This is a genomic window from Caballeronia sp. GAWG2-1, from assembly GCF_023631405.1.
In the GTDB taxonomy this organism is placed as follows: Bacteria; Pseudomonadota; Gammaproteobacteria; order Burkholderiales; family Burkholderiaceae; genus Caballeronia.
The window spans coordinates 474,311-492,920 of record NZ_JALQDD010000006.1 but is presented as its reverse complement, the minus strand read 5'-3'; the positions used below and the strand labels follow the sequence as shown (position 1 = coordinate 492,920).

Annotated in this window: 15 protein-coding genes; 7 read left to right on the top strand and 8 right to left on the bottom strand. The window is 63.0% G+C overall.

Annotation, left to right across the window (positions count from 1 at the left end; genetic code table 11):
* Nucleotides 1-2: 2 nt before the first annotated feature.
* Both NCR98_RS04680 and gluQRS read left to right on the top strand, forming a co-directional pair.
* Entirely contained in the window at nucleotides 3-857 is an 855-nt protein-coding gene (locus NCR98_RS04680; RefSeq protein ID WP_250525613.1) for a sulfurtransferase, read from the top strand.
* A 20-nt stretch (nucleotides 858-877) separates the two neighbouring features.
* Nucleotides 878-1,753 carry a tRNA glutamyl-Q(34) synthetase GluQRS gene (gene gluQRS, locus NCR98_RS04675; protein WP_250525612.1) on the top strand — a complete coding sequence of 292 codons (876 nt, stop codon included), beginning with the start codon at nucleotides 878-880 and terminating at the stop codon, nucleotides 1,751-1,753.
* A gap of 240 nt (nucleotides 1,754-1,993) precedes the next feature.
* Here the strand turns inward: gluQRS and NCR98_RS04670 are convergent, their stop codons facing one another.
* The 4 genes from NCR98_RS04670 to purT all read right to left on the bottom strand — a co-directional run bounded on the left by NCR98_RS04670 (nucleotide 1,994) and on the right by purT (nucleotide 5,781).
* Nucleotides 1,994-3,463, bottom strand: coding sequence for a DEAD/DEAH box helicase (locus NCR98_RS04670; RefSeq protein WP_244827521.1), 1,470 nt, complete (start codon nucleotides 3,461-3,463; stop codon nucleotides 1,994-1,996).
* Between the two features lie 421 nt (nucleotides 3,464-3,884).
* Nucleotides 3,885-4,217, bottom strand: coding sequence for an MliC family protein (locus NCR98_RS04665; protein ID WP_502799713.1), 333 nt, complete (start codon nucleotides 4,215-4,217; stop codon nucleotides 3,885-3,887).
* 94 nt (nucleotides 4,218-4,311) lie between these two features.
* Nucleotides 4,312-4,467, bottom strand: a complete 156-nt coding sequence (locus NCR98_RS04660) for a DUF6726 family protein (protein ID WP_309845184.1) — start codon at nucleotides 4,465-4,467, stop codon at nucleotides 4,312-4,314.
* A 45-nt stretch (nucleotides 4,468-4,512) separates the two neighbouring features.
* Complete coding sequence (purT, locus tag NCR98_RS04655) at nucleotides 4,513-5,781, bottom strand: formate-dependent phosphoribosylglycinamide formyltransferase (RefSeq protein ID WP_244827520.1); 1,269 nt, start codon at nucleotides 5,779-5,781, stop codon at nucleotides 4,513-4,515.
* A 296-nt stretch (nucleotides 5,782-6,077) separates the two neighbouring features.
* Between purT and NCR98_RS04650 the strand changes: the two genes are divergently transcribed.
* Both NCR98_RS04650 and NCR98_RS04645 read left to right on the top strand, forming a co-directional pair.
* Nucleotides 6,078-6,650: an META domain-containing protein gene (locus NCR98_RS04650; protein ID WP_250525611.1), complete on the top strand. Its 573-nt coding sequence runs from the start codon at nucleotides 6,078-6,080 to the stop codon at nucleotides 6,648-6,650.
* Nucleotides 6,651-6,795: 145 nt separating this feature from the next.
* Entirely contained in the window at nucleotides 6,796-10,467 is a 3,672-nt protein-coding gene (locus NCR98_RS04645) for a DNA translocase FtsK (protein WP_250525610.1), read from the top strand.
* A 6-nt stretch (nucleotides 10,468-10,473) separates the two neighbouring features.
* Here NCR98_RS04645 and NCR98_RS04640 read toward each other — a convergent pair whose 3' ends face one another.
* Together NCR98_RS04640 and NCR98_RS04635 are read right to left on the bottom strand one after the other, a co-directional pair.
* On the bottom strand, nucleotides 10,474-11,541 hold the full coding sequence (locus NCR98_RS04640; RefSeq protein ID WP_244827518.1) for a transporter: 1,068 nt from the start codon (nucleotides 11,539-11,541) through the stop codon (nucleotides 10,474-10,476).
* 275 nt (nucleotides 11,542-11,816) lie between these two features.
* The gene (locus tag NCR98_RS04635) at nucleotides 11,817-13,160 is read right to left on the bottom strand and encodes a lactonase family protein (RefSeq protein WP_502799712.1); all 1,344 of its coding nucleotides are present in this window, start codon (nucleotides 13,158-13,160) and stop codon (nucleotides 11,817-11,819) included.
* A 170-nt stretch (nucleotides 13,161-13,330) separates the two neighbouring features.
* Here NCR98_RS04635 and NCR98_RS04630 point away from each other — a divergent pair, with 170 nt between their 5' ends.
* Nucleotides 13,331-13,483: a DUF3096 domain-containing protein gene (locus tag NCR98_RS04630; protein WP_244827516.1), complete on the top strand. Its 153-nt coding sequence runs from the start codon at nucleotides 13,331-13,333 to the stop codon at nucleotides 13,481-13,483.
* A 65-nt stretch (nucleotides 13,484-13,548) separates the two neighbouring features.
* On the opposite strand, the gene NCR98_RS04625 is transcribed toward NCR98_RS04630, so the two are convergent.
* A complete protein-coding gene (locus NCR98_RS04625; RefSeq protein WP_250464178.1) occupies nucleotides 13,549-13,797 on the bottom strand; it encodes a hypothetical protein in 249 nt (82 codons plus the stop codon).
* A 395-nt stretch (nucleotides 13,798-14,192) separates the two neighbouring features.
* On the opposite strand from NCR98_RS04625, the gene NCR98_RS04620 reads away from it, so the two are divergent.
* Nucleotides 14,193-16,067 carry a glycoside hydrolase family 15 protein gene (locus NCR98_RS04620; RefSeq protein WP_250525608.1) on the top strand — a complete coding sequence of 625 codons (1,875 nt, stop codon included), beginning with the start codon at nucleotides 14,193-14,195 and terminating at the stop codon, nucleotides 16,065-16,067.
* Between the two features lie 347 nt (nucleotides 16,068-16,414).
* Complete coding sequence (locus tag NCR98_RS04615; protein WP_250464175.1) at nucleotides 16,415-17,686, top strand: polyhydroxyalkanoate depolymerase; 1,272 nt, start codon at nucleotides 16,415-16,417, stop codon at nucleotides 17,684-17,686.
* Between the two features lie 111 nt (nucleotides 17,687-17,797).
* Here the strand turns inward: NCR98_RS04615 and NCR98_RS04610 are convergent, their stop codons facing one another.
* Entirely contained in the window at nucleotides 17,798-18,430 is a 633-nt protein-coding gene (locus NCR98_RS04610) for a TetR/AcrR family transcriptional regulator (RefSeq protein WP_244828000.1), read from the bottom strand.
* Between the last annotated feature and the right edge of the window lie 180 nt (nucleotides 18,431-18,610).

The following is an 18,610-nucleotide window of genomic DNA, read 5'->3' as shown; positions in this document are numbered from 1 at the left end:
TCATGAGCATTCTGAACCTCTCCGCCTACAAATTCGTTTCCATCGACAACAGCGCCGCGTGGCGCCCGCTCGTCACCGAACGCTGCAACGCGCTTGGCCTGAAGGGAACGATTCTGCTCGCGCCGGAAGGCATCAACCTCTTCATCGCGGGGCCGGTCGCGGAGGTGCGCGAGTTCATCGATTACGTTCGGGGCGACGCGCTCTTCGGCGACCGCTTCGCCGATCTGCAATTCAAGGAAAGCCTCTCCGCAAAGCAACCGTTTCGCCGCATGCTGGTGAAACTCAAGCGCGAGATCATCACCATGAAGAAGCCCGCGATCAAGCCCGAACTCGGCCGCGCGCCCGCCGTCGATCCGGTGACGCTCAAGGCCTGGCTCGACCGTGGTCATGACGACGAAGGCCGTCCGGTCGTCATGCTCGACACGCGCAATGCCTTCGAAGTGGACGTCGGCACGTTCGACCACGCTCTCGACTACCGCATCACGAAATTCAGCGAGTTTCCCGAGGTGATCGAACAAAACCGTGCCGATCTGGAAGGCAAGACGGTGGTGTCGTTCTGCACGGGCGGAATTCGTTGCGAGAAGGCTGCGATTCACATGAAGGAAGTGGGCATCGATCACGTCTATCAACTCGAGGGCGGCATCCTCAAGTATTTCGAGGAAGTGGGCGGCGCGCATTACTCGGGCGAATGTTTCGTGTTCGACTACCGCACGGCGCTCGATCCGAACCTGCAGCAGACCTCCACTTCGCAATGCTTCGGCTGCCGCGCGGTGGTCAGCGTGGAAGATCAGCAGTCGCCGTTGTACGTGCCGGGCGCCACGTGCCCGGCGTGTCATCCGGATGCGAAGGCCGCCTGAACCTTGAACGAGCCTTATCGATGACTTACCGTGGCCGCTTCGCGCCCTCGCCCACCGGGCCGCTGCACGCGGGGTCGCTCGTCAGCGCGCTTGCTAGTCTTCTCGATGCGCGGGCGCATCGCGGTAGCTGGATCGTGCGAATAGAAGATGTCGATGCACCGCGTACGGTGGCTGGCGCGGCCGACGAGATTCTCGCAACGCTCGCGCATTTCGGCATGCATTCGGACGAACCGCCGGTCTGGCAAAGTCAACGCGACGCGGCTTATCAAGATGCATTCGAGCGCTTGCTTGCCGCCGGCTTCGTTTATCCCTGCGGCTGCACGCGACGCGAGATCGCCGACTCGCTCGTTCATGCGCATGCTCGTCACGCGACGCTCGCTTATCCCGGTACTTGTCGAAGCGGCTTGCATGGCCGTCCCGCGCGCGCGTGGCGACTGCGCGTGCCGGATGGCGACGCGGCGCGCGTCGGTTTCGTGGATCGCTGGCAGGGAAAACAGACGCAAGATCTTGCGGCCGAAGTCGGCGATTTTGCCTTGAAGCGTGCGGATGGGCTGTGGGCGTATCAACTGGCTGTCGTCGTCGACGACGCTTCAGCCGGCATTACGCATGTCGTGCGCGGCGCAGACCTGTTGGATTCGACCGCGCGGCAGATTTATCTTCAGCGATGTCTCGATGTGCCGACGCCGTCGTATCTGCATGTGTCTGTCGTCAGCAACGATGCGGGCGAAAAACTCAGCAAGCAGACGGGCGCGGCGCCGCTTGGTCGTGACGCGCCGCTGGATGCGTTGGTGCAGGCGGCGCGGCATTTGAGTATCGAAGTGGCCGCCGCCGGTTCGCTCGAGTCGTTGTATGCGGATGCTACCGCGCAGTGGGCGCGTCGGTTCGGGATTACTTAGCGGCATGCGTTCGCTTCTGAGGGGCGAATCGCTCGCGCCGCGTAAGCGTTCGACTGACGAGTGCGGTACGAGATTGGGTCTGTTGTCGCCTCAGAACGTTGGCTGCGGCCTTTAAGTGGTCAAGGAGCGGCACAAAAAAAAGCAACCTAACCGGTTGCCCTTTTCATCCCACACGTACCGTTCCCAACGGTTCAACGGCAGTCGCAGAGACCACCGTTTCTTAGAGCTTCACGCGCCAACTCAAGTCGACTTACGCAACGCACCCAACCCGCCAAGCAACGCGGCCAACGGCTGCTTCGGCGCGCTCTTGCGCTCCGGCTCGACGCTTTCCTCATGCCGCTTCACCGCCGAGGGCGAGGGCTCGTAAGGCTTGAGGAAGAATTCGTCCACCGGCTGCTGACGCCCGCGCGGCCGATCATACGACGACCCCGACGTGCGCCGGCGCGGACCCGCTTCTTCCCGCGCGCCATGCCGATGTTCGCTGCGCTCCGGGCGGACCGGCCGCTCGTCGCGCCGCGCGCCTTCACGACGCACCGGCGTCGTTACTTCGAGCGTCATCACTTCGAGCGGACGCTTGATCAGCTTTTCGATGTCGGCAAGCTGCTTGCGTTCGTTCGCGCTGCACAGCGACAACGCGTCGCCCGACGCACCCGCGCGCCCCGTGCGACCGATACGGTGCACGTAATCTTCCGCGCTGAACGGCAAGTCGAAGTTGATGACCGCCGGCAATTCGGCGATGTCGAGCCCGCGCGCGGCCACGTCGGTTGCGACGAGTGCTTCGATCTCGCCGCGCTTGAACGCGTCGAGCGCCTGCATGCGCTCGCCTTGCGTACGGTCGCCGTGAATCGCGGTGGCGACGATGCCATCACGTTCCAGCACGCGCGCCAACCGGCTCGCACCGATCTTGCTGTTGCAGAACACGATGACCTGCTTTAATCCGCGCTGGCGGATCAGTTGCGCGACGGCGCCCGACTTGTCGCTCTCGTGCACTTCGAAGACGATCTGCCGCACGTTGGTCGCGGTGGAGTTGCTGCGCGCGACTTCGATGGTCTGCGGGTTGCGCAAGTAAGTTGCCGCGAGCTTCTTGATTTCAGGCGAGAACGTCGCCGAAAACAGCAGCGTCTGACGCTCCTTAGGCAGCAGATTCAGAATGCGCTGCAGGTCCGGCAGAAAGCCCATGTCGAGCATGCGGTCGGCTTCGTCGAGGACGAGCATCTGCACCTGGCCGAGATTGAGCGTCTTCTGCTGAACGTGATCGAGCAGACGTCCCGGCGTCGCGATGAGAATCTCCACGCCACGGCGCAACGCATCCGACTGCGGATTCATGTCGACGCCGCCGAACACCACCGTGCTGCGCAGCGCAGTGTGCTTCGAGTAGGTCTGCACGTTGGCGGCGACCTGATCGGCAAGTTCGCGCGTGGGCGTAAGCATCAGCGCGCGCACGGGATGGCGGGCGGGCGAGGCGCTCGTATTGGCCATCGGCAAAAGACGCTGGATGATCGGCAGCGAAAAACTCGCGGTCTTGCCCGTGCCGGTCTGCGCCGCGCCCATCACATCGCGGCCCGCGAGCACGACGGGAATGGCCTGCTCCTGGATCGGCGTGGGCGTGGTATAGCCGGACTCGCTCACTGCCTTGAGGATGTCGGCGGCCAGGCCGAACTGATCGAACGTAGGCGCGGTGGACGGGTTCGTGGCGACGGAATCTGACATGGTGACTATTGGGCTTTCGCTAAAAATCCGCTTGAAGCGGTGCGTAAGCGGGCGTTCGGTCGATTACGCGTGAGTATTTCGGTGACGCGGAGGGTTGTCCGCGCAAGCATTTGTGCGCGGCGCTTGCCATGCACTTGAAGCGCGCCGGGCAGGAAAACGAGCGCCTGACGCAGATTCGGCCGATGGTCGCGGCCTGCGGAACGCCGCAGGTTCGGGCACAAGGCCCGCTGCGATGGAACACGGCTTCGATGACGCCTTCAAGGCGGCCGACGCACGCTCAAGTGGAAGGCCACGCGAGCCGATGCGAACCACGACGCTGCAGGGCAAAAATCTTAGCCGGAAAGCCGCACATTGTAGCATCCGGCGTCGATCCGCCCCTTTCCGCGCTTCATGCGACAGAGGCGCACGACGTGGGCCGCGCTTACTTGTTGTGCGCCTCGCAATCGGCCAGCAACGGCGGCGAGTCCTTGGCCGCCATCTCGTCATAGAGATTGGCCTGCGGTCCCTTGGTCCACCACGTATATTGATCCGCGACGTATTTGGCCCCGGAACCCGCGATCACGTTGACGAACAGCAGTTTGCGGCCATCCACCGTCAATGCCGCAAAGCTCTGATGATTGCGTGCGTTGGTGTATTGCACCGACACGCTCTTGCCGTCCTTGCAGTCGTAGCGCGTGGTCTGCGTCGAGGCGGTCTGGATTTGCGGCACGGTGAGCGGCATCGCGCGCGCGGTCGTGGCGACGGAAGACGCCATAAGAAGCGCGGCCGAAAGTACGAGAGATCGTTTCATCATCGAGTCCGGAAATCGTGGGAAGCGGCTCGGCGAGCCTTGATGGATGGCCCGAAGATCATGGATCGATCACGTCCGCGCAGGCGTCCGTGGGCGCGGCCGCGACATGGCCGACCACCGGCACGATCTTCAAACCCGCTGACGCGATCCGGCACGGAGCCGCGGCCAGCCCGCAGCCCGAAAGTCCCGCGCACGCCACGATCAACGCGGCCATGATGATTCGCTTCACTATCTTCTCCCTGCCATTTGCAGGCGATGGTCAGCCCGGTCGACTCGATACGGGCTTTACTTTCGACGCCGCCAGCTTCGCGCGCTCACGCGCTTCGCCGGTATCGACGCCAGTAGCGAGCGCGACGCCCATGCGCCGTTTCGCGAAGCTCTCGGGCTTGCCGAAGAGGCGCAGATCCGCGCCCGGCACCGCAAGCGCTTCGGCCACGCCTTCGAAGGCGATACCCGCTTCGTCGAGGCCGCCGTAGATCACCGCCGATGCGCCCGGCGTTTGCAGCGCGGTATCGACGGGCAAGCCGAGAATGGCGCGCGCGTGCAATTCGAACTCGGAGAAACGCTGCGTGGCGAGCGTCACGAGACCCGTGTCGTGCGGACGCGGACTGACCTCCGAAAACCATACGTCATCGCCGCGCACGAAGAGTTCCACGCCGAAGAGGCCGCGTCCGCCGAGCGCGGTCGTCACCTTCGCCGCGACATCGCGCGAGCGGGCGAGCGCGACGGCGCTCATCGCCTGCGGCTGCCAGGATTCGACGTAGTCACCCGCCACCTGCACGTGGCCGATAGGCTCGCAGAAAAAGGTCGCCGTCTCGCCGGTCGCGGGGTCGGCCGCGCGCACGGTGAGTTGCGTGATTTCGTACTCGAAGTCGATGAACCCTTCCACGATCACGCGCCCGTGGTTCACGCGCCCGCCCGCCATCGCGTAGTTCCAGGCGGGCTCGACATCCGCGTCGCTTCCGAGCACGGATTGTCCCTTGCCCGAGGACGACATGACGGGCTTCACCACGCACGGAAAACCGATCTTCGCGATCGCCGCCTTCATCTCTTCGAGCGACTGCGCGAACGCGTACGGCGAGGTCGGCAAGCCGAGCGTCTCGGCGGCCAGGCGGCGAATGCCTTCGCGATTCATCGTCAATTGCGTGGCGCGCGCGGTCGGAATCACGGTGGCAATGCCAGCGGCTTCGATGTCGGCGAGCGCGTCGGTGGCGATTGCCTCGATCTCGGGCACGATCAGATGCGGCGACTCTTGCTCGACGAGCGCGCGCAGCGCCACGGCATCGGTCATGTCGATGACATGCGCCCGGTGCGCGACCTGATGCCCCGGCGCGTTCGCATAGCGATCCACCGCGATCACCTCGACGCCGAGCCGCTGCAACGCGATGATCACTTCCTTGCCGAGCTCGCCCGCGCCGAGCAACATCACGCGCGTGGCATGCGCCGAAAGCGGCGTGCCGATGCGGCGCTCGACGTCGGTCGCTGCATTCGTGCCGGTAGCGGGGTCGCGTTGCGAGTCGGTGTGCATGAGTGCTCCAGAAATCGGATTCGGTGGCGCCTGTTGCTCGAACATTCGATGAGGCGAGAATGGCCCGGATGTTAACACGCACCGCTTAGTGCAACAGCTCTGCCATTCGGTCTATTGACAGGCGCCAAGAGCAGTATGACAAGCGGTATCGCTGCTCAGTTGCAAGGCATTCGCGTGCTTTTCAGAGATCGTCGACGGGAGGAAAGCGCTGCCGATCATTTTGTTGCATCGAGCGCTGGACAAATCGTAGGACGAGTGCGATACCCTTACGGTTTCGCCAGTTTCAGGACTCCCCGATGCCCACGCACTTCATCCGCACACCGTCTTCGTCGCCGCTTTTTCGGGGAGCGCCGGCGTGGCTCACACGTGCATCGCGGCGCGCCGGTGTGCTGTTGCTCGCCACGGGTTTCATCGCCGGCTGCGCGCTCCCCAAGCATCCCGACACGAGCGCGCCGCCCACCGATCCCTACAATCCCGCCGCCACGCAATTGCTCGACGACACGCAATGGCAGCTCACGCGCTGGACCGATGCAAGCGGCAAGCCGCGTGCGCTTCCTCAGGACGCGGGCGGCGCGCAGCCCATCACGCTCGACTTTTCGACGGCGAGCGGCCATCGGCGCGCGAGCGGCTTTTCCGGTTGCAACCGCTTCGCGGGCGCCTATGACCTGAAAGACGGCAAGCTCACGTTCGGCCCGCTCGCCGGTACGCGCATGGCCTGCGTCTCCGGCACGGGCGGTGCGTTGGAGCAGCCGTATTTGGATGGACTCGCACATGTCGCCAGAAGCGGCGTTCAGATGAACCCGCCGCCAGCGTTGCAACTGACGCTCGCCGATGGACAGGTGCTCACGTTCGCGCCGCGGCCAAAGTAAGCGCGAGGTGTTGCGTGCTTGCGCCATACCTATCGGCGCACGCCGCAACCGTTAAACTGCCTGGTTGAACGCGCATGCGTCCGAAGCCGGCAGCGAGTCTGGTCCTGTCTCATACGTCTCACCCAACATTGGTTCTATCTCTAGCATGCAAATGGTAGTTCTCGGCTGGTTCGGTGCATCAGTCGTCTGGATCCTTCCACTCCTCTGGCGCATCGTGAAATCGGTGCTCCCGAGCGGCAGCGGACTGCGCGGCCCCGGCACGATCCGGCTGTGGGTCGGCTTCTTCTGCGTATTGCTGTCGAGCAGCGTGCTCGAAGGCCTGCTTGCAAGTGGCGTCGAAACGCAGGCGAATATCAATCGCGGTGGTCGGGCGCTTGCCTTGCTTCTCGTCAATCTGGCTTATCCGGCTGGCGCGATTGCCGTTGCGGCCCTCGTGCTGGCAATGTTCGCGCCGTGGCTCGTCGAGTTCTCGTGGCGCTCGGTGCTGATCTGGTTCGATGAAGCGTTCGGCTTCGATTTGCCGAAGAGCTGGCTGACACCACCCGAAAAAAACGAGCGCGAACCGCAGCCGAAGAAGGAACGCCGTGGGCGACGGGATGCATCCGGCTGGTTCGAGCGTCGTGCGCGCGACAAGACCAAGACGACGCGCGAGATCCCCGTGCGCGGCATCGGCGCAGATCGTTTCGATGCCTCGTCCGTGCGCGTGCCGCAGGATGAGCCCACGCTCGGTTTGCCGACCGGCAAGCAACGCGGACGCTATCGGCGGCCTACCGCGTGGCGTCCGCCTTCGATCGGCAAGAGCGGCGCGAATCGCGATCAGGCGTCGGCGAGAAATACCGCGTCGACCAACTATGCCGCCGTGCGTCTCAGCCGATCCTCGTTCGAAGCGGAAAGCGCGTCCGGTCGGCCGATGCCTATCGAGCCGGTCGCGCCCGGTGGATGGTTGAATCCGTCCACGCAGCCGCGTGCCTCGGTGTCGCCGGGGGCGCGGCCGGCACAAGGCGCGAATGGCACGACAGCGTCGGCGCGAACTTCCGCGGGAATGGCTGCGGCTTCTGCGTCGCGCAGTACTGCCTCATCGGTTGCGGTCGAGCCGCGCGGGAATGTTTCTCGGGCGGGTGCGGCTCCGGCTGCATCGGCTGCACTGGCCCGGGGCGGCACCGCTTCAGTATCGGCAGGAGGCAATGCACGCGGTCCGATGCCCGCACAAAGTCGTGCGGGGCAGACCTCGCCCGGGCTGGTGGGGGGCGCGCCGCCCGCTCGTCCGACCGCAACACCGGCCACGCGTGACTTTGCTGGGCGTTCGCTGCCAACGCCCGCCGACGCGCTGGCGCGTTCGGCACTTCCGCCGCTCGAACCACCTCCGCCGCCCGAGTCCGTTCAGGCGACGCTGCGATCTATCGAGGAGAACGCCGCGTTATGGACGTCGCTCGCCGGAACGGGGCTCGCGCGTGAACCTGAAGCGATGGTGGCTGATATGGCCGCAGCGTCTGGCTCGCAAGTCGCATCGCAATCTGCGAGCGACGCCGTGACGCGAGCGCCCACGAGTACGGAACCTGTCGACTTCTCTCCGAAGCCAGCGGACACGTTGATCGACGGCGGTCTGAACGCGGACAGCGCCATTTCAGACGATGCCACCTCCGTTGGGGCAAGCACGCTCGTTTTCTCACGCATGGGAGCCAACGTTGCGTCACAAGCACCGGCAGCGCCTTCGTTGGAAGCGCCCGCAACGTCCGCTACGCCAACGAGTAAGCGCGAGTTCACGCCGGAGCGCATCGAGCCTGACTTCGTCGAGCCAACGCGTCACACTGAAACGCCTGCACCGCCGTGGTTGGACGAGCCGTCATCGTCGCCGAGATACGAGCCACCTCCTCTGCCGTCGTTCCTGCCGATGGACGAGCCGCCGCCGCTCGCGGACGCATTCGACGATGCTCGCGATCAGCCCGCCCCGTCTGGTGCGGATCCCTTGCGAAACGCGACCGCATTGCCTCCCGACGACACATTCCGAAGCGCATCCACGTTGCCTGGCGACGAAACCGGCCAAAGCGCACCCGCATTGCCGCGCGACGGCACCGTGCGGCACGCGCCCGCGTCGCTTCGAGATGAATCGATCCAAAGCGCTTCGACGTCGCCCGTCCACGAGACCGCGCGCGAGGAAGCCTTCGACGCGCCGGAAAAGCCATCGAACATCGTGCGCTTCCCCATCGCCGTCCCGCTGCAAGAGGCCGAAGCCGAAGCGCCACCCGCCGCAACAACGTCGCCAGCAAGCGCCCCGCGCCCGCCGGTACGCGGCTTCGCGCCCACCGAATTCGAATTCCACGCGCCGCACGCATCCGCAGTTGAATTGCCCACGCTCGACCTGCTCGAACCCGCATCCGAAGACGCCGAACCCGTCTCCGAACAGCAACTCGCCGAAACCGGCCAGCTAATCGAACAACGGCTGCAGGAATTCAAGGTGCCCGTCACGGTCGTCGGCGCATCCGCTGGCCCCGTCATCACGCGCTTCGAAGTGGACCCGGCGCTCGGCGTGCGCGGCAGTCAGATCGTCGGCCTCATGAAGGATCTATCGCGAGGCCTCGGTCTCACGTCGATCCGCGTCGTCGAAACGATTCCCGGCAAAACCTGCATGGGCCTCGAACTGCCGAACGCAAAACGCCAGATGATCCGTCTGTCCGAGATTCTCGAACAGGACGTGTACCGCGCATCGAAGTCGAATCTCACCATCGCGATGGGCAAGGACATCGTCGGCAATCCGGTCGTCACCGACCTCGCCAAGGCGCCGCACATGCTGGTCGCGGGCACGACGGGCTCCGGCAAGTCGGTCGCGATCAACGCAATGATCCTTTCGCTGCTCTACAAGGCGACGCCTGAGGACGTGCGCCTCATCATGATCGACCCGAAGATGCTGGAACTGTCCGTTTACGAAGGCATTCCGCATCTGCTCGCACCCGTCGTCACCGACATGAAGCTCGCGTCGAACGCGCTCAACTGGTGTGTCGGCGAAATGGAAAAGCGCTACCGGCTGATGTCGGCGGTAGGCGTGCGCAATCTGCAGGGCTTCAATCAAAAGATCCGCGCCACCGAAGCGGCCGGCAAGAAGCTCACGAATCCATTTTCGCTGACGCCCGATGCACCCGAGCCGCTATCGACGCTGCCGCTCATCGTCGTGATCATCGACGAACTGGCCGACCTCATGATGGTCGCGGGCAAGCAAATCGAACAATTGATCGCGCGTCTTGCGCAGAAGGCGCGCGCGGCCGGCATCCACCTGATTCTCGCGACGCAGCGGCCTTCGGTCGATGTCATCACGGGTCTCATCAAGGCCAACATTCCGACGCGCGTGGCGTTTCAGGTGTCGTCCAAGATCGATTCGCGCACGATTCTCGATCAGATGGGCGCGGAATCGCTGCTCGGCGCAGGCGACATGCTGTTCCTGCCACCCGGCACCGGCTACCCGCAACGCATACACGGCGCGTTCGTCGCGGACGACGAAGTGCATCGCGTGGTCGAATATTTGAAGCAGTTTGGCGAGCCGTTATACGAGGAAGGCATTCTGTCCGGGCCGACGTCCGAAGGCGCGTCGCCAGACCTGTTCGGCGAAACGCCCGAGGCCGAAGCCGACCCGCTCTACGACGAAGCCGTCGCGTTCGTGTTGCGCACACGGCGCGCCTCGATTTCGTCGGTGCAGCGGCAACTGCGTATTGGCTATAACCGCGCGGCGCGGCTCGTCGAGCAGATGGAAACGGCCGGGCTCGTCTCCTCGATGGGCAGCAACGGCAATCGCGAAGTGCTCGCACCGCCGGGCCCGGCCGACTAAGCGTTTTTACCAGAGCCGCAAGCGGCGCAACAGGAAGATCGTGATGGCGGCGCAGCCCGCCATCACGCCGACCACCACCCAGAACGAAGCGGGATTGTGCGTGCCCGGCAAGCCCGCGACGTTCATGCCGAAGATGCCCGTCACGAGCGTGGCGGGCAATAACAACGCGGACATGATCGCGAGCCACAAGAGCTTGCGGTTGATGTCCTCGGAAAGCAGCGCGGCGATTTCGTCCTGCAAGAGTTTGGCACGTTCGTAAAGTCCTTCGAGCCCGCCGCCCAATCCGTTGAGCACCTGAATGGCTTGCACGAGCGCTTCCATCGAGCGCGGTTCGGCCCATTCAAGCCGGCGCGTCACGAGTTGCGTGAGCGCGTTACGCTCGGGGTCGATAAACCGCTTGACCTCCACCAGCCGCCGCCGCACCACGCCGAGTTCGACGCGCCAGTTCGAATGGCCGCCTTCGAGCACGCCCTCTTCGACATCGTCGAGACGGTCGCCGATTTCATCGATACGGTCCGCGAAGGTCTCGTTGAGCGCGCGGATCAAACCCGCGAAAAGATCGACGGTATCGCGGAACATCGCGCCTTCGAGCACGGCATGACGCAGCCGGTCGGTCGACTGCAAGGGACGCGCGCGCACCGTAATCATGCGGTTGCGGTCGACGTAAAAGCGCAACGCGCCAGTCGCGCGAATCGCCTCGCGTGCGCCCGGCTCCGCGCCCGCGGGCGTCGCCGCGACGAGCTCCAAGTCGGCGACCACGCCGTACATGAAATTCGGTCCCATGTGCACGCGCGGGCGCTTGTCCTCGCCGTTCAGAAATTCGCGCGCGACATCGGGCATGGAACTCACGCCTTCGAGCCAGCCTTCGACGGTATCGTCGTTGGCCGAGAGATGGAGCCACGTCGGTCCGTCGCCCGTGATCGCATCGCGCGCTTCGTCCCACGAAAGCCGCAGCGCCTGGCCGCCCGCAAAGCGAAACGCGCTGATAAAGCCGGGCGGCGCCGCTTCGTTCTTGTCAGGTTGCGGGCCCGGTTCAGGACGCCCGGCGCGGCCGGAAGTGTAAGTCGTGTTCAATCTTGCTTTCCCTGCAATTTCCGTTGTCTTTCGATTTCATCAGGATACCTTTCGGTTCCGAATGCCAGGCTGCGCGAGCCGACGCAGCATCGTACTAGAACTCGTGGCGGACCCGGAAGAACACAACGCCGCCGTTGCCATCGGTTGCACGGGCCGCATGAGAAGCGCGAAGACCGTTCACAGAGATGAAACCGTGACGGCTTCGCGTCGCGGTAACGTGACGAAAGCCTGGAACGGACCATTGCCGCGATCGACAACGCACCGCGCAAAACTTCTCAAGACGGCGAGACGAACTTGAAATCGACCGGCGAGCCGATAGAAAGCCGCTTCGGGTCCGATGCCAGTTCGCCCGATGCCGGATCGCGCCGGAAGAAGAACGCGCTGTCGCTGTCCTGATTGCCGACGATGAGCCAGCGCCCGCTCGGGTCGATCGCGAACTCACGCGGCGTCCTGCCAAGCGTCGGATATCGCTTCATGAGCTTGAGATGGCCGTTGTTCGGATCGACCGCGAACGCGACGAGCTCATTCGCGTCGCCACGATTGGTCGCATACAGAAAGCGTCCATCGGGCGACAGATGCACCGCGCCGCCGCCGATCTTGCCTTTGAAGCCGGGCGCGGTCATCGGCACGCTCTGCGTTTCGCTGAGTTTGCCGTCGCGATAGTTGAAGACGAGCACCGACGCGTTCATTTCGGTCGTGAGATAAGCATGCTTGCCGCCGGCATCGAAAATCAGATGCCGTGGGCCCGAACCAGCCTTGATCGGCGTGTAACGCGCATCGGTCGGACCGAACAGGCCGCGGCTGCCATCGGGCGTGTAGCGGTACGCGAACACCTTGTCGACGCCCAGGTCTTGCGTGAAGAGATATTTGCCATCGGGCGAGAACACGGTCGAGTGAACGTGCGAGTTGTCCTGCCGCCCTTTCACGGGCCCGTTGCCTTCGTGATGCACCGTCAGCACGGAGGTGCCGACGTGACCATCGGCGTTGATCGGAAACACCGCGAAGCTGCCGCCGGGATTGGCCGCCACCGAGTAATTGGCTGTCAGCAGATATTTGCCGTCCGGTGAAAGCGCGAGGTAACACGGGTCGTTGCCATCCGCCGACACGCGGTTCAAAAAGCTCAACTGGCCGGTTGCGCGGTCGAAGCGAAACGCGCTGATGCCGCCGCGTTGCGAAGCCGGGCCGTTGTCGCCGGGCAGTTCGTTCACGGCATACACGTAATTGTGATCGCGACTCACGACGAGATACGACGGGTTCACCGTCTGCGCCGACGCGACGCGCGTCAGTTCGCCATTGCCGGTATCGAAGCGATAAACATAGATGCCTTCGCTCTTGCCGCCGCCCGTGTAAGTGCCGATGAGCAGATCGAGCACCTCGCCGCCCGATGAAACCGCAGCGCCACTGGCGCCCGCGGCCGGCGTCGCGCTTGCGGGCGTCTGCGCCACGGCATGCGTGGCCGCGATCGACAGGATCAACGCGAAACCCCGGGCCCACCTACGCGGCTTGAATGAAGCCAAGAGCGAACTCGTGAGCGTATTCTGTAGCGGGCGCGGCACTTGCGACGTGCGTCTCGCCGCGACGGCGGACAACCGTTCCGGCAACGGATGGCTCGGGTGCATGAAAGCTCCTCATCGTCTTCTGATGCTTGTTATCGAGGGCGATGCGCGAACGGCTGCGGCATCGTCTGGCTGGCGTGGCGCGAGCAAGTTTTGCTCCCACCGTGCCACCGGGCAAACCGCAACAGGCTAAACCCAACCATTCGAACCAACAACAAAAAGGAGTTGCTGCGATGAACATTCACGTAAGCCTTGGGCCGCTGGTGTCGCTGATCGCCGGGATTCTCATCCTCGTGATGCCGCGACTGCTGAACTTCATCGTCGCGATCTATCTGATCGTGATTGGACTGATCGGGCTATTCGGCATGGGCTCGGCGCATTTCTGACGAACGCATGCGCGCGGCTTGAACCGCGCGCATGTCCTAGGATTGGACGCGAAAGTCTTCGCGTTTCAACCGTTGGCGAGTTGTTCCAGCCGCAAGCGGCCTTGCAAGGACAGCGCGCCTACCGCGACGCCCGCCGCGTCGAAGGAATAGCCGCTGAAGCAGCCGCGCTCGGTGAGAAAGACGGCGGCGGTTTCCATCGCGTTGCGCGACAAACCGAGATGTCCGGGATCGAGCGCGAGCAAAGTGTCGGGCTCGCTCAACCGGCTTGCTGCGGAAAGAATGGCGATGCAGTCAGCTTTCGACGGATTGTGCATGGTGTCCTGTTCCCCGAAATCACGAAGTGATGAACCGGTATGCGACGTGCGAAGCGTGAGACCGTGGTGCGAAAGAAGGTTCGATGACAGCGCGACATGGTCCCGACGCGCAGTTGAACGACGCGACCTGAAGGCCGTTCGTAAGACTTCATTTAAACATTGGCCGATCGTTCCGGCAAGTTTTCATCGGCGAGTCACGCGGGCGTTTCCGCCAGCCCTGCGGGACGCGCCGTTGCCGCTGCGATAGAGGAGCGTTCGCCCGGTTTCCTGCTCACCGTGAACGAATGCGGCAGAATGCGGCCAGACCAAGGGTTCGCGTATTGCGTATTACACGTCTCTGTCGTTCTCATTCCAACCCCGGCGCTCTCGGGCGCCGCCAGCAGGAAGATGTCCGCATGCCAGCATTGATCGAAGATTACGCCATGGTCGGCGACGGCCACACCGCAGCACTTATTTCCCGTGGCGGTTCCGTAGACTGGCTCTGCTGGCCGCGCTTCGACTCAGCCTCGTGTTTTTCGGCGTTGCTCGGCACACCCGAACATGGCCGATGGCTGCTCGCGCCGGAAATGCCCGACGGTAAAGCGCCGGTCATCCGGCGTCGTTATCGCGAAGACACGCTGATCCTCGAAACCGACTTCGAGACGCCCGATGGCGCGGTGACGATCGTCGACTTCATGCCTTCGCGCAACGGTCATTCGGAACTGGTGCGCATCGTCGTGGGCAAACGCGGCTCGGTGCGCATGAAGATGGAACTGGTGCTGCGCTTCGACTACGGCTCGGCGATTCCGTGGGTCAGCCGCCTGCCCGACGCAAGCGGCATTCGCGCGATTGCAGGTCCCGATCTCGCCGTGCTGCGCACGCCCATGGATCTCGTCGGCGAGAACATGCGCACGACTGCGTACTTCGACGTTGGCGCGGGCGAACGCGTGCCCTTTTCGCTGTGCTATTCGCAATCGCATTTGCGGCTGCCGCCCGCGCACGATCCGCACACGCAACTCGCACGCACCGAAAATTACTGGCGCGAATGGTCTAGCCAAAGTGAACTCAAGGGCAAGTGGGCCAGCGCCATACGCCGTTCGCTCATTACGCTCAAGGCGCTGGCGTATGAGCCGACCGGCGGCATCGTTGCCGCGCCGACAACGTCGCTGCCCGAACAGCTCGGCGGCACGCGCAACTGGGATTATCGCTATTGCTGGCTGCGCGACGCGACCATCACGCTGCTCGCGATGATGCGCGGCGGCTACTACGACGAAGCCCGCGCCTGGCGCGCGTGGCTGGGCCGCGTGATGGCGGGTTCGCCCGATCAGGTGCAGATCATGTACGGCATCGCGGGCGAGCGGCGTCTGCCCGAATACGAGATTCCCTGGCTGCCGGGCTACGAAGGCGCGCAACCGGTGCGCATCGGCAATGGCGCGGTCAATCAGTTGCAGCTCGACGTCTATGGCGAAGTGATGAACGCGTTGCATCTCGCGCGCGTCGGCGGCCTGCAAAGCGACGAAACCGCATGGTCGATCCAGTGCGCCATGCTTCAGCACCTGGACACCGTCTGGGAGATGCCCGACGAAGGCATCTGGGAAGTGCGCGGCGGCCGCAAGCATTTCACGTTCTCCAAGGTGATGGCGTGGGTGGCCTACGACCGCGCGATTCAATCGGCGGAAAAGTTCGATCTGGAAGGTCCGGTGGATCATTGGCGCGAGATGCGCGCGCGCGTGCATGCCGCCGTCTGCGCGAGAAGCTGGAATCCGCAAATCAATTCGTTCACGCAGACGTATGACGGCGATGCGCTCGATGCGAGCCTCCTTCTGATCCCGTTGCTCGGCTTTTTGCCGCCCGATGATCCGCGAGTGGCCGGAACCGTACATGCAATCGAAACCACTCTGACGCACGATGGGCTGGTCAAGCGCTATCACACGACCGAAGTCGCCGATGGTCTGCCGCCTGGAGAAGGCACGTTTCTGGCTTGTAGCTTTTGGCTGGTCGACAACCTCGCGCTGCAAGGGCGGCTCGATGAGGCGCATCGGATGTTCGAGCGTCTCGTCGGCCTCGCCAACGACGTAGGCCTTCTGGCCGAGGAGTACGACACGATAGCGAAGCGCATGGTTGGCAACTTTCCGCAGGCCTTCACGCACGTGGCGCTGGTGCACACCGGCATGAATCTGATGCGGCACGAAGAAGAGATGGCCGAAGCGACGGGTCAACCTGCTGGCGACTCGAAAGACGGAAATCTCAAGGCAAATCCAGCGCTGGAAGCCGCGATGGCTAAGAAATAGGCAAAGTCGTGTTTGGAATACGAATGCCATGCAGTTAAGATTGGTGCAACGCACAAAATTTAACTGTTGCGCGTAGCGAAGCAAAAGCTGGTATTTTTAACCGTTTAGTGGAATCGTGCGTTTGCTGCGCAGAAAATTCTGCTTCGGCTCAAGCTCCGAGCCGGGCGTGTCGTTAAATGCCCAGAAGTTGCCCACTATCAAGCATCAGACGTTTGCAGTAAGGGAAGAGACAGTGCCTCGCGTGCGGCGACAGCCCGCCGCACGCGGGGATTATCGAGCGTCGTTGAGCCTGATCGCCGGAAGTCTTGCCGGGATCGACACGCAGACCGGTTTTTCACGGGGCAACCATGCTCTACCAAATCCACGAAGTTCAGCGGGCCATGTTGTCGCCCCTCACCGCCTGGGCCCAGGCCGCATCGAAGTCGTTTGTGAATCCGGCGAGCCCGCTTTCCTATGTTCCCGGCGCGAGCCGTTTTGCCGCCGGCTACGAATTGCTGTACCGGCTCGGCAAAGACTACGAAAAGCCGCAGTTCGACATTCACCAGATCGTGAAGGACGGCCATAACATTCCGATCGTCGAGCAGACGGTTGTCGAAAAGCCGTTTTGCCGTCTGCTGCGCTTCAAGCGCTTCGCCGACGACAGCGCCACCGTCACCAAGCTGAAGGACGAGCCTATCGTGCTGGTGTGCGCGCCGCTTTCCGGGCACCATTCAACGCTCTTGCGCGACACCGTGAACACGCTTTTGCAAGACCATAAGGTGTACATCACCGACTGGTTGGACGCGCGCATGGTGCCGGTCGAAAATGGCGCGTTCCATCTGGACGATTACGTCGAATACATTCAGGAGTTCATCCGCCATATCGGTGCGAAGGACCTGCATGTCATTTCGGTGTGTCAGCCGACCGTGCCGGTGCTTGCCGCCATTTCGCTGATGGCGAGTCGCGGTGAAGACACGCCGCGCACCATGACCATGATGGGTGGCCCGATCGACGCGCGCCGCAGCCCGACATCAGTTAATTCGCTCGCCAACGAGCACTCGTACGAGTGGTTCGAGAACAACGTCATCTATACGGTGCCGGCGAATTATCCGGGCGTGGGCCGCAAGGTGTATCCGGGCTTTTTGCAGCACGCGGGATTCGTCGCGATGAATCCAGAGCGCCACCTTACCGCGCACTGGGACTTCTATCAGAACCTTCTTCGCGGCGACGACGACGACGCCGAGCAGCATCGCCGTTTCTATGACGAGTACAACGCCGTGCTCGACATGGCCGCCGAGTATTACCTGGAGACCATCCGTATCGTGTTCCAGGAGTTCCGTCTTGCCGAAGGCACGTGGGACGTGAACGGCGAGCGCGTGCGCCCGCAAGACATCACGGCGACGGCCCTATTCACCATTGAAGGCGAACTGGACGACATTTCCGGCAGCGGTCAGACACGCGCCGCGCACGATCTCTGCACGGGCATTCCCGCGCAGAATCAGCGGCACTTCACGGCGGAAAAAGCTGGTCACTACGGCATCTTCTCCGGACGCCGCTGGCGCACGATGGTGTATCCGCAACTGCGCGAGTTTATTCTCGAACACGACAAGGCGCCGAAGAAGGAAGCCGTGCCGGCCTGAGATGCAGTGACCGAGACGACTACGCGCCGGTTTATAGAACCGGTTCCGTAAAAGACAAAAAGTCGCGCCCGTTTCCAGGCGCGACTTTTTCATTGGCCGCGTGTCAGACGATTAACGACGCGTCAAAAACGCAAGCAGCAATTCCGTATTCATCCGCACCATTTGTTCGCGCTGCGACGTTTCGCTAAAGTCGAGTCCAAATGTGGCTTCGAGCGTAAATCGATTCGATACGATGTAGTAGCCGAGCCCCGACAGCGTGATATAGAACTTCAACGGGTCGACATCGTTTCGAAAAAGCCCGGCTTTTTGGCCGCGATCCAGAATTGCGGTGACCGTTTCGAGCATGGGCGAGATCAGTTCGCGCGTGCGATTCGAGCTCTTGATGTATTTCGCCTCGTGCAGGTTTTCATTGTTGATCAGCCTCAGCAATTCCGGATGATCGCGGTAGTAATCCCAGACAAAATGGGCAAGGCGCGTGATGGCCTCGATGGGCGCCACGCCGTCGAGGTCGAGCGTGCGCTCGGCTTCCACCAGCGAGCCGAGGGCGTGTTCAAGCACTGCCGTGAAAAGCTGCTCCTTACTACCGAAGTAGTAATAGAGCATGCGTTCATTGGTTTCGGCCCGGCGCGCGATCTGATCGACGCGCGCGCCGAACAGTCCTCCCGCTGCAAACTCTTCTGCAGCAGCCAGCAGGATACGGCGACGGGTGCCTTCAGGATCTCTTTTGATTTTCGGCTGATTCATGGTGGCATGATTCAGGAGCCGCGTTGTCCGGATGAGCGTCACGCGGCCCGCGTTTGGGTACATGACGTGAACGGGCGCTGCCCATGGTTATTGGGGAACACCGTCCTGCGGTCAAACGGTAAAGCGCTTTGATTATGCGCACATCGCCACGTCATTGGCAATTGGGATTAAGCGTTCGCA

Excerpts from the sequence above, each read along its gene's own strand:
- NCR98_RS04680 (WP_250525613.1), top strand. The coding sequence starts at position 3 with ATGAGCATTCTGAACCTCTCCGCCTACAAATTCGTTTCCATCGACAAC.
- gluQRS (WP_250525612.1), top strand. The coding sequence starts at position 878 with ATGACTTACCGTGGCCGCTTCGCGCCCTCGCCCACCGGGCCGCTGCAC.
- NCR98_RS04670 (WP_244827521.1), bottom strand. The coding sequence starts at position 3,463 with ATGTCAGATTCCGTCGCCACGAACCCGTCCACCGCGCCTACGTTCGAT.
- NCR98_RS04665 (WP_502799713.1), bottom strand. The coding sequence starts at position 4,217 with ATGGCGTCTTCCGTCGCCACGACCGCGCGCGCGATGCCGCTCACCGTG.
- NCR98_RS04660 (WP_309845184.1), bottom strand. The coding sequence starts at position 4,467 with ATGGCCGCGTTGATCGTGGCGTGCGCGGGACTTTCGGGCTGCGGGCTG.
- purT (WP_244827520.1), bottom strand. The coding sequence starts at position 5,781 with ATGCACACCGACTCGCAACGCGACCCCGCTACCGGCACGAATGCAGCG.
- NCR98_RS04650 (WP_250525611.1), top strand. The coding sequence starts at position 6,078 with ATGCCCACGCACTTCATCCGCACACCGTCTTCGTCGCCGCTTTTTCGG.
- NCR98_RS04645 (WP_250525610.1), top strand. The coding sequence starts at position 6,796 with ATGCAAATGGTAGTTCTCGGCTGGTTCGGTGCATCAGTCGTCTGGATC.
- NCR98_RS04635 (WP_502799712.1), bottom strand. The coding sequence starts at position 13,160 with ATGCACCCGAGCCATCCGTTGCCGGAACGGTTGTCCGCCGTCGCGGCG.
- NCR98_RS04630 (WP_244827516.1), top strand. The coding sequence starts at position 13,331 with ATGAACATTCACGTAAGCCTTGGGCCGCTGGTGTCGCTGATCGCCGGG.
- NCR98_RS04625 (WP_250464178.1), bottom strand. The coding sequence starts at position 13,797 with ATGCACAATCCGTCGAAAGCTGACTGCATCGCCATTCTTTCCGCAGCA.
- NCR98_RS04620 (WP_250525608.1), top strand. The coding sequence starts at position 14,193 with ATGCCAGCATTGATCGAAGATTACGCCATGGTCGGCGACGGCCACACC.
- NCR98_RS04615 (WP_250464175.1), top strand. The coding sequence starts at position 16,415 with ATGCTCTACCAAATCCACGAAGTTCAGCGGGCCATGTTGTCGCCCCTC.
- NCR98_RS04610 (WP_244828000.1), bottom strand. The coding sequence starts at position 18,430 with ATGAATCAGCCGAAAATCAAAAGAGATCCTGAAGGCACCCGTCGCCGT.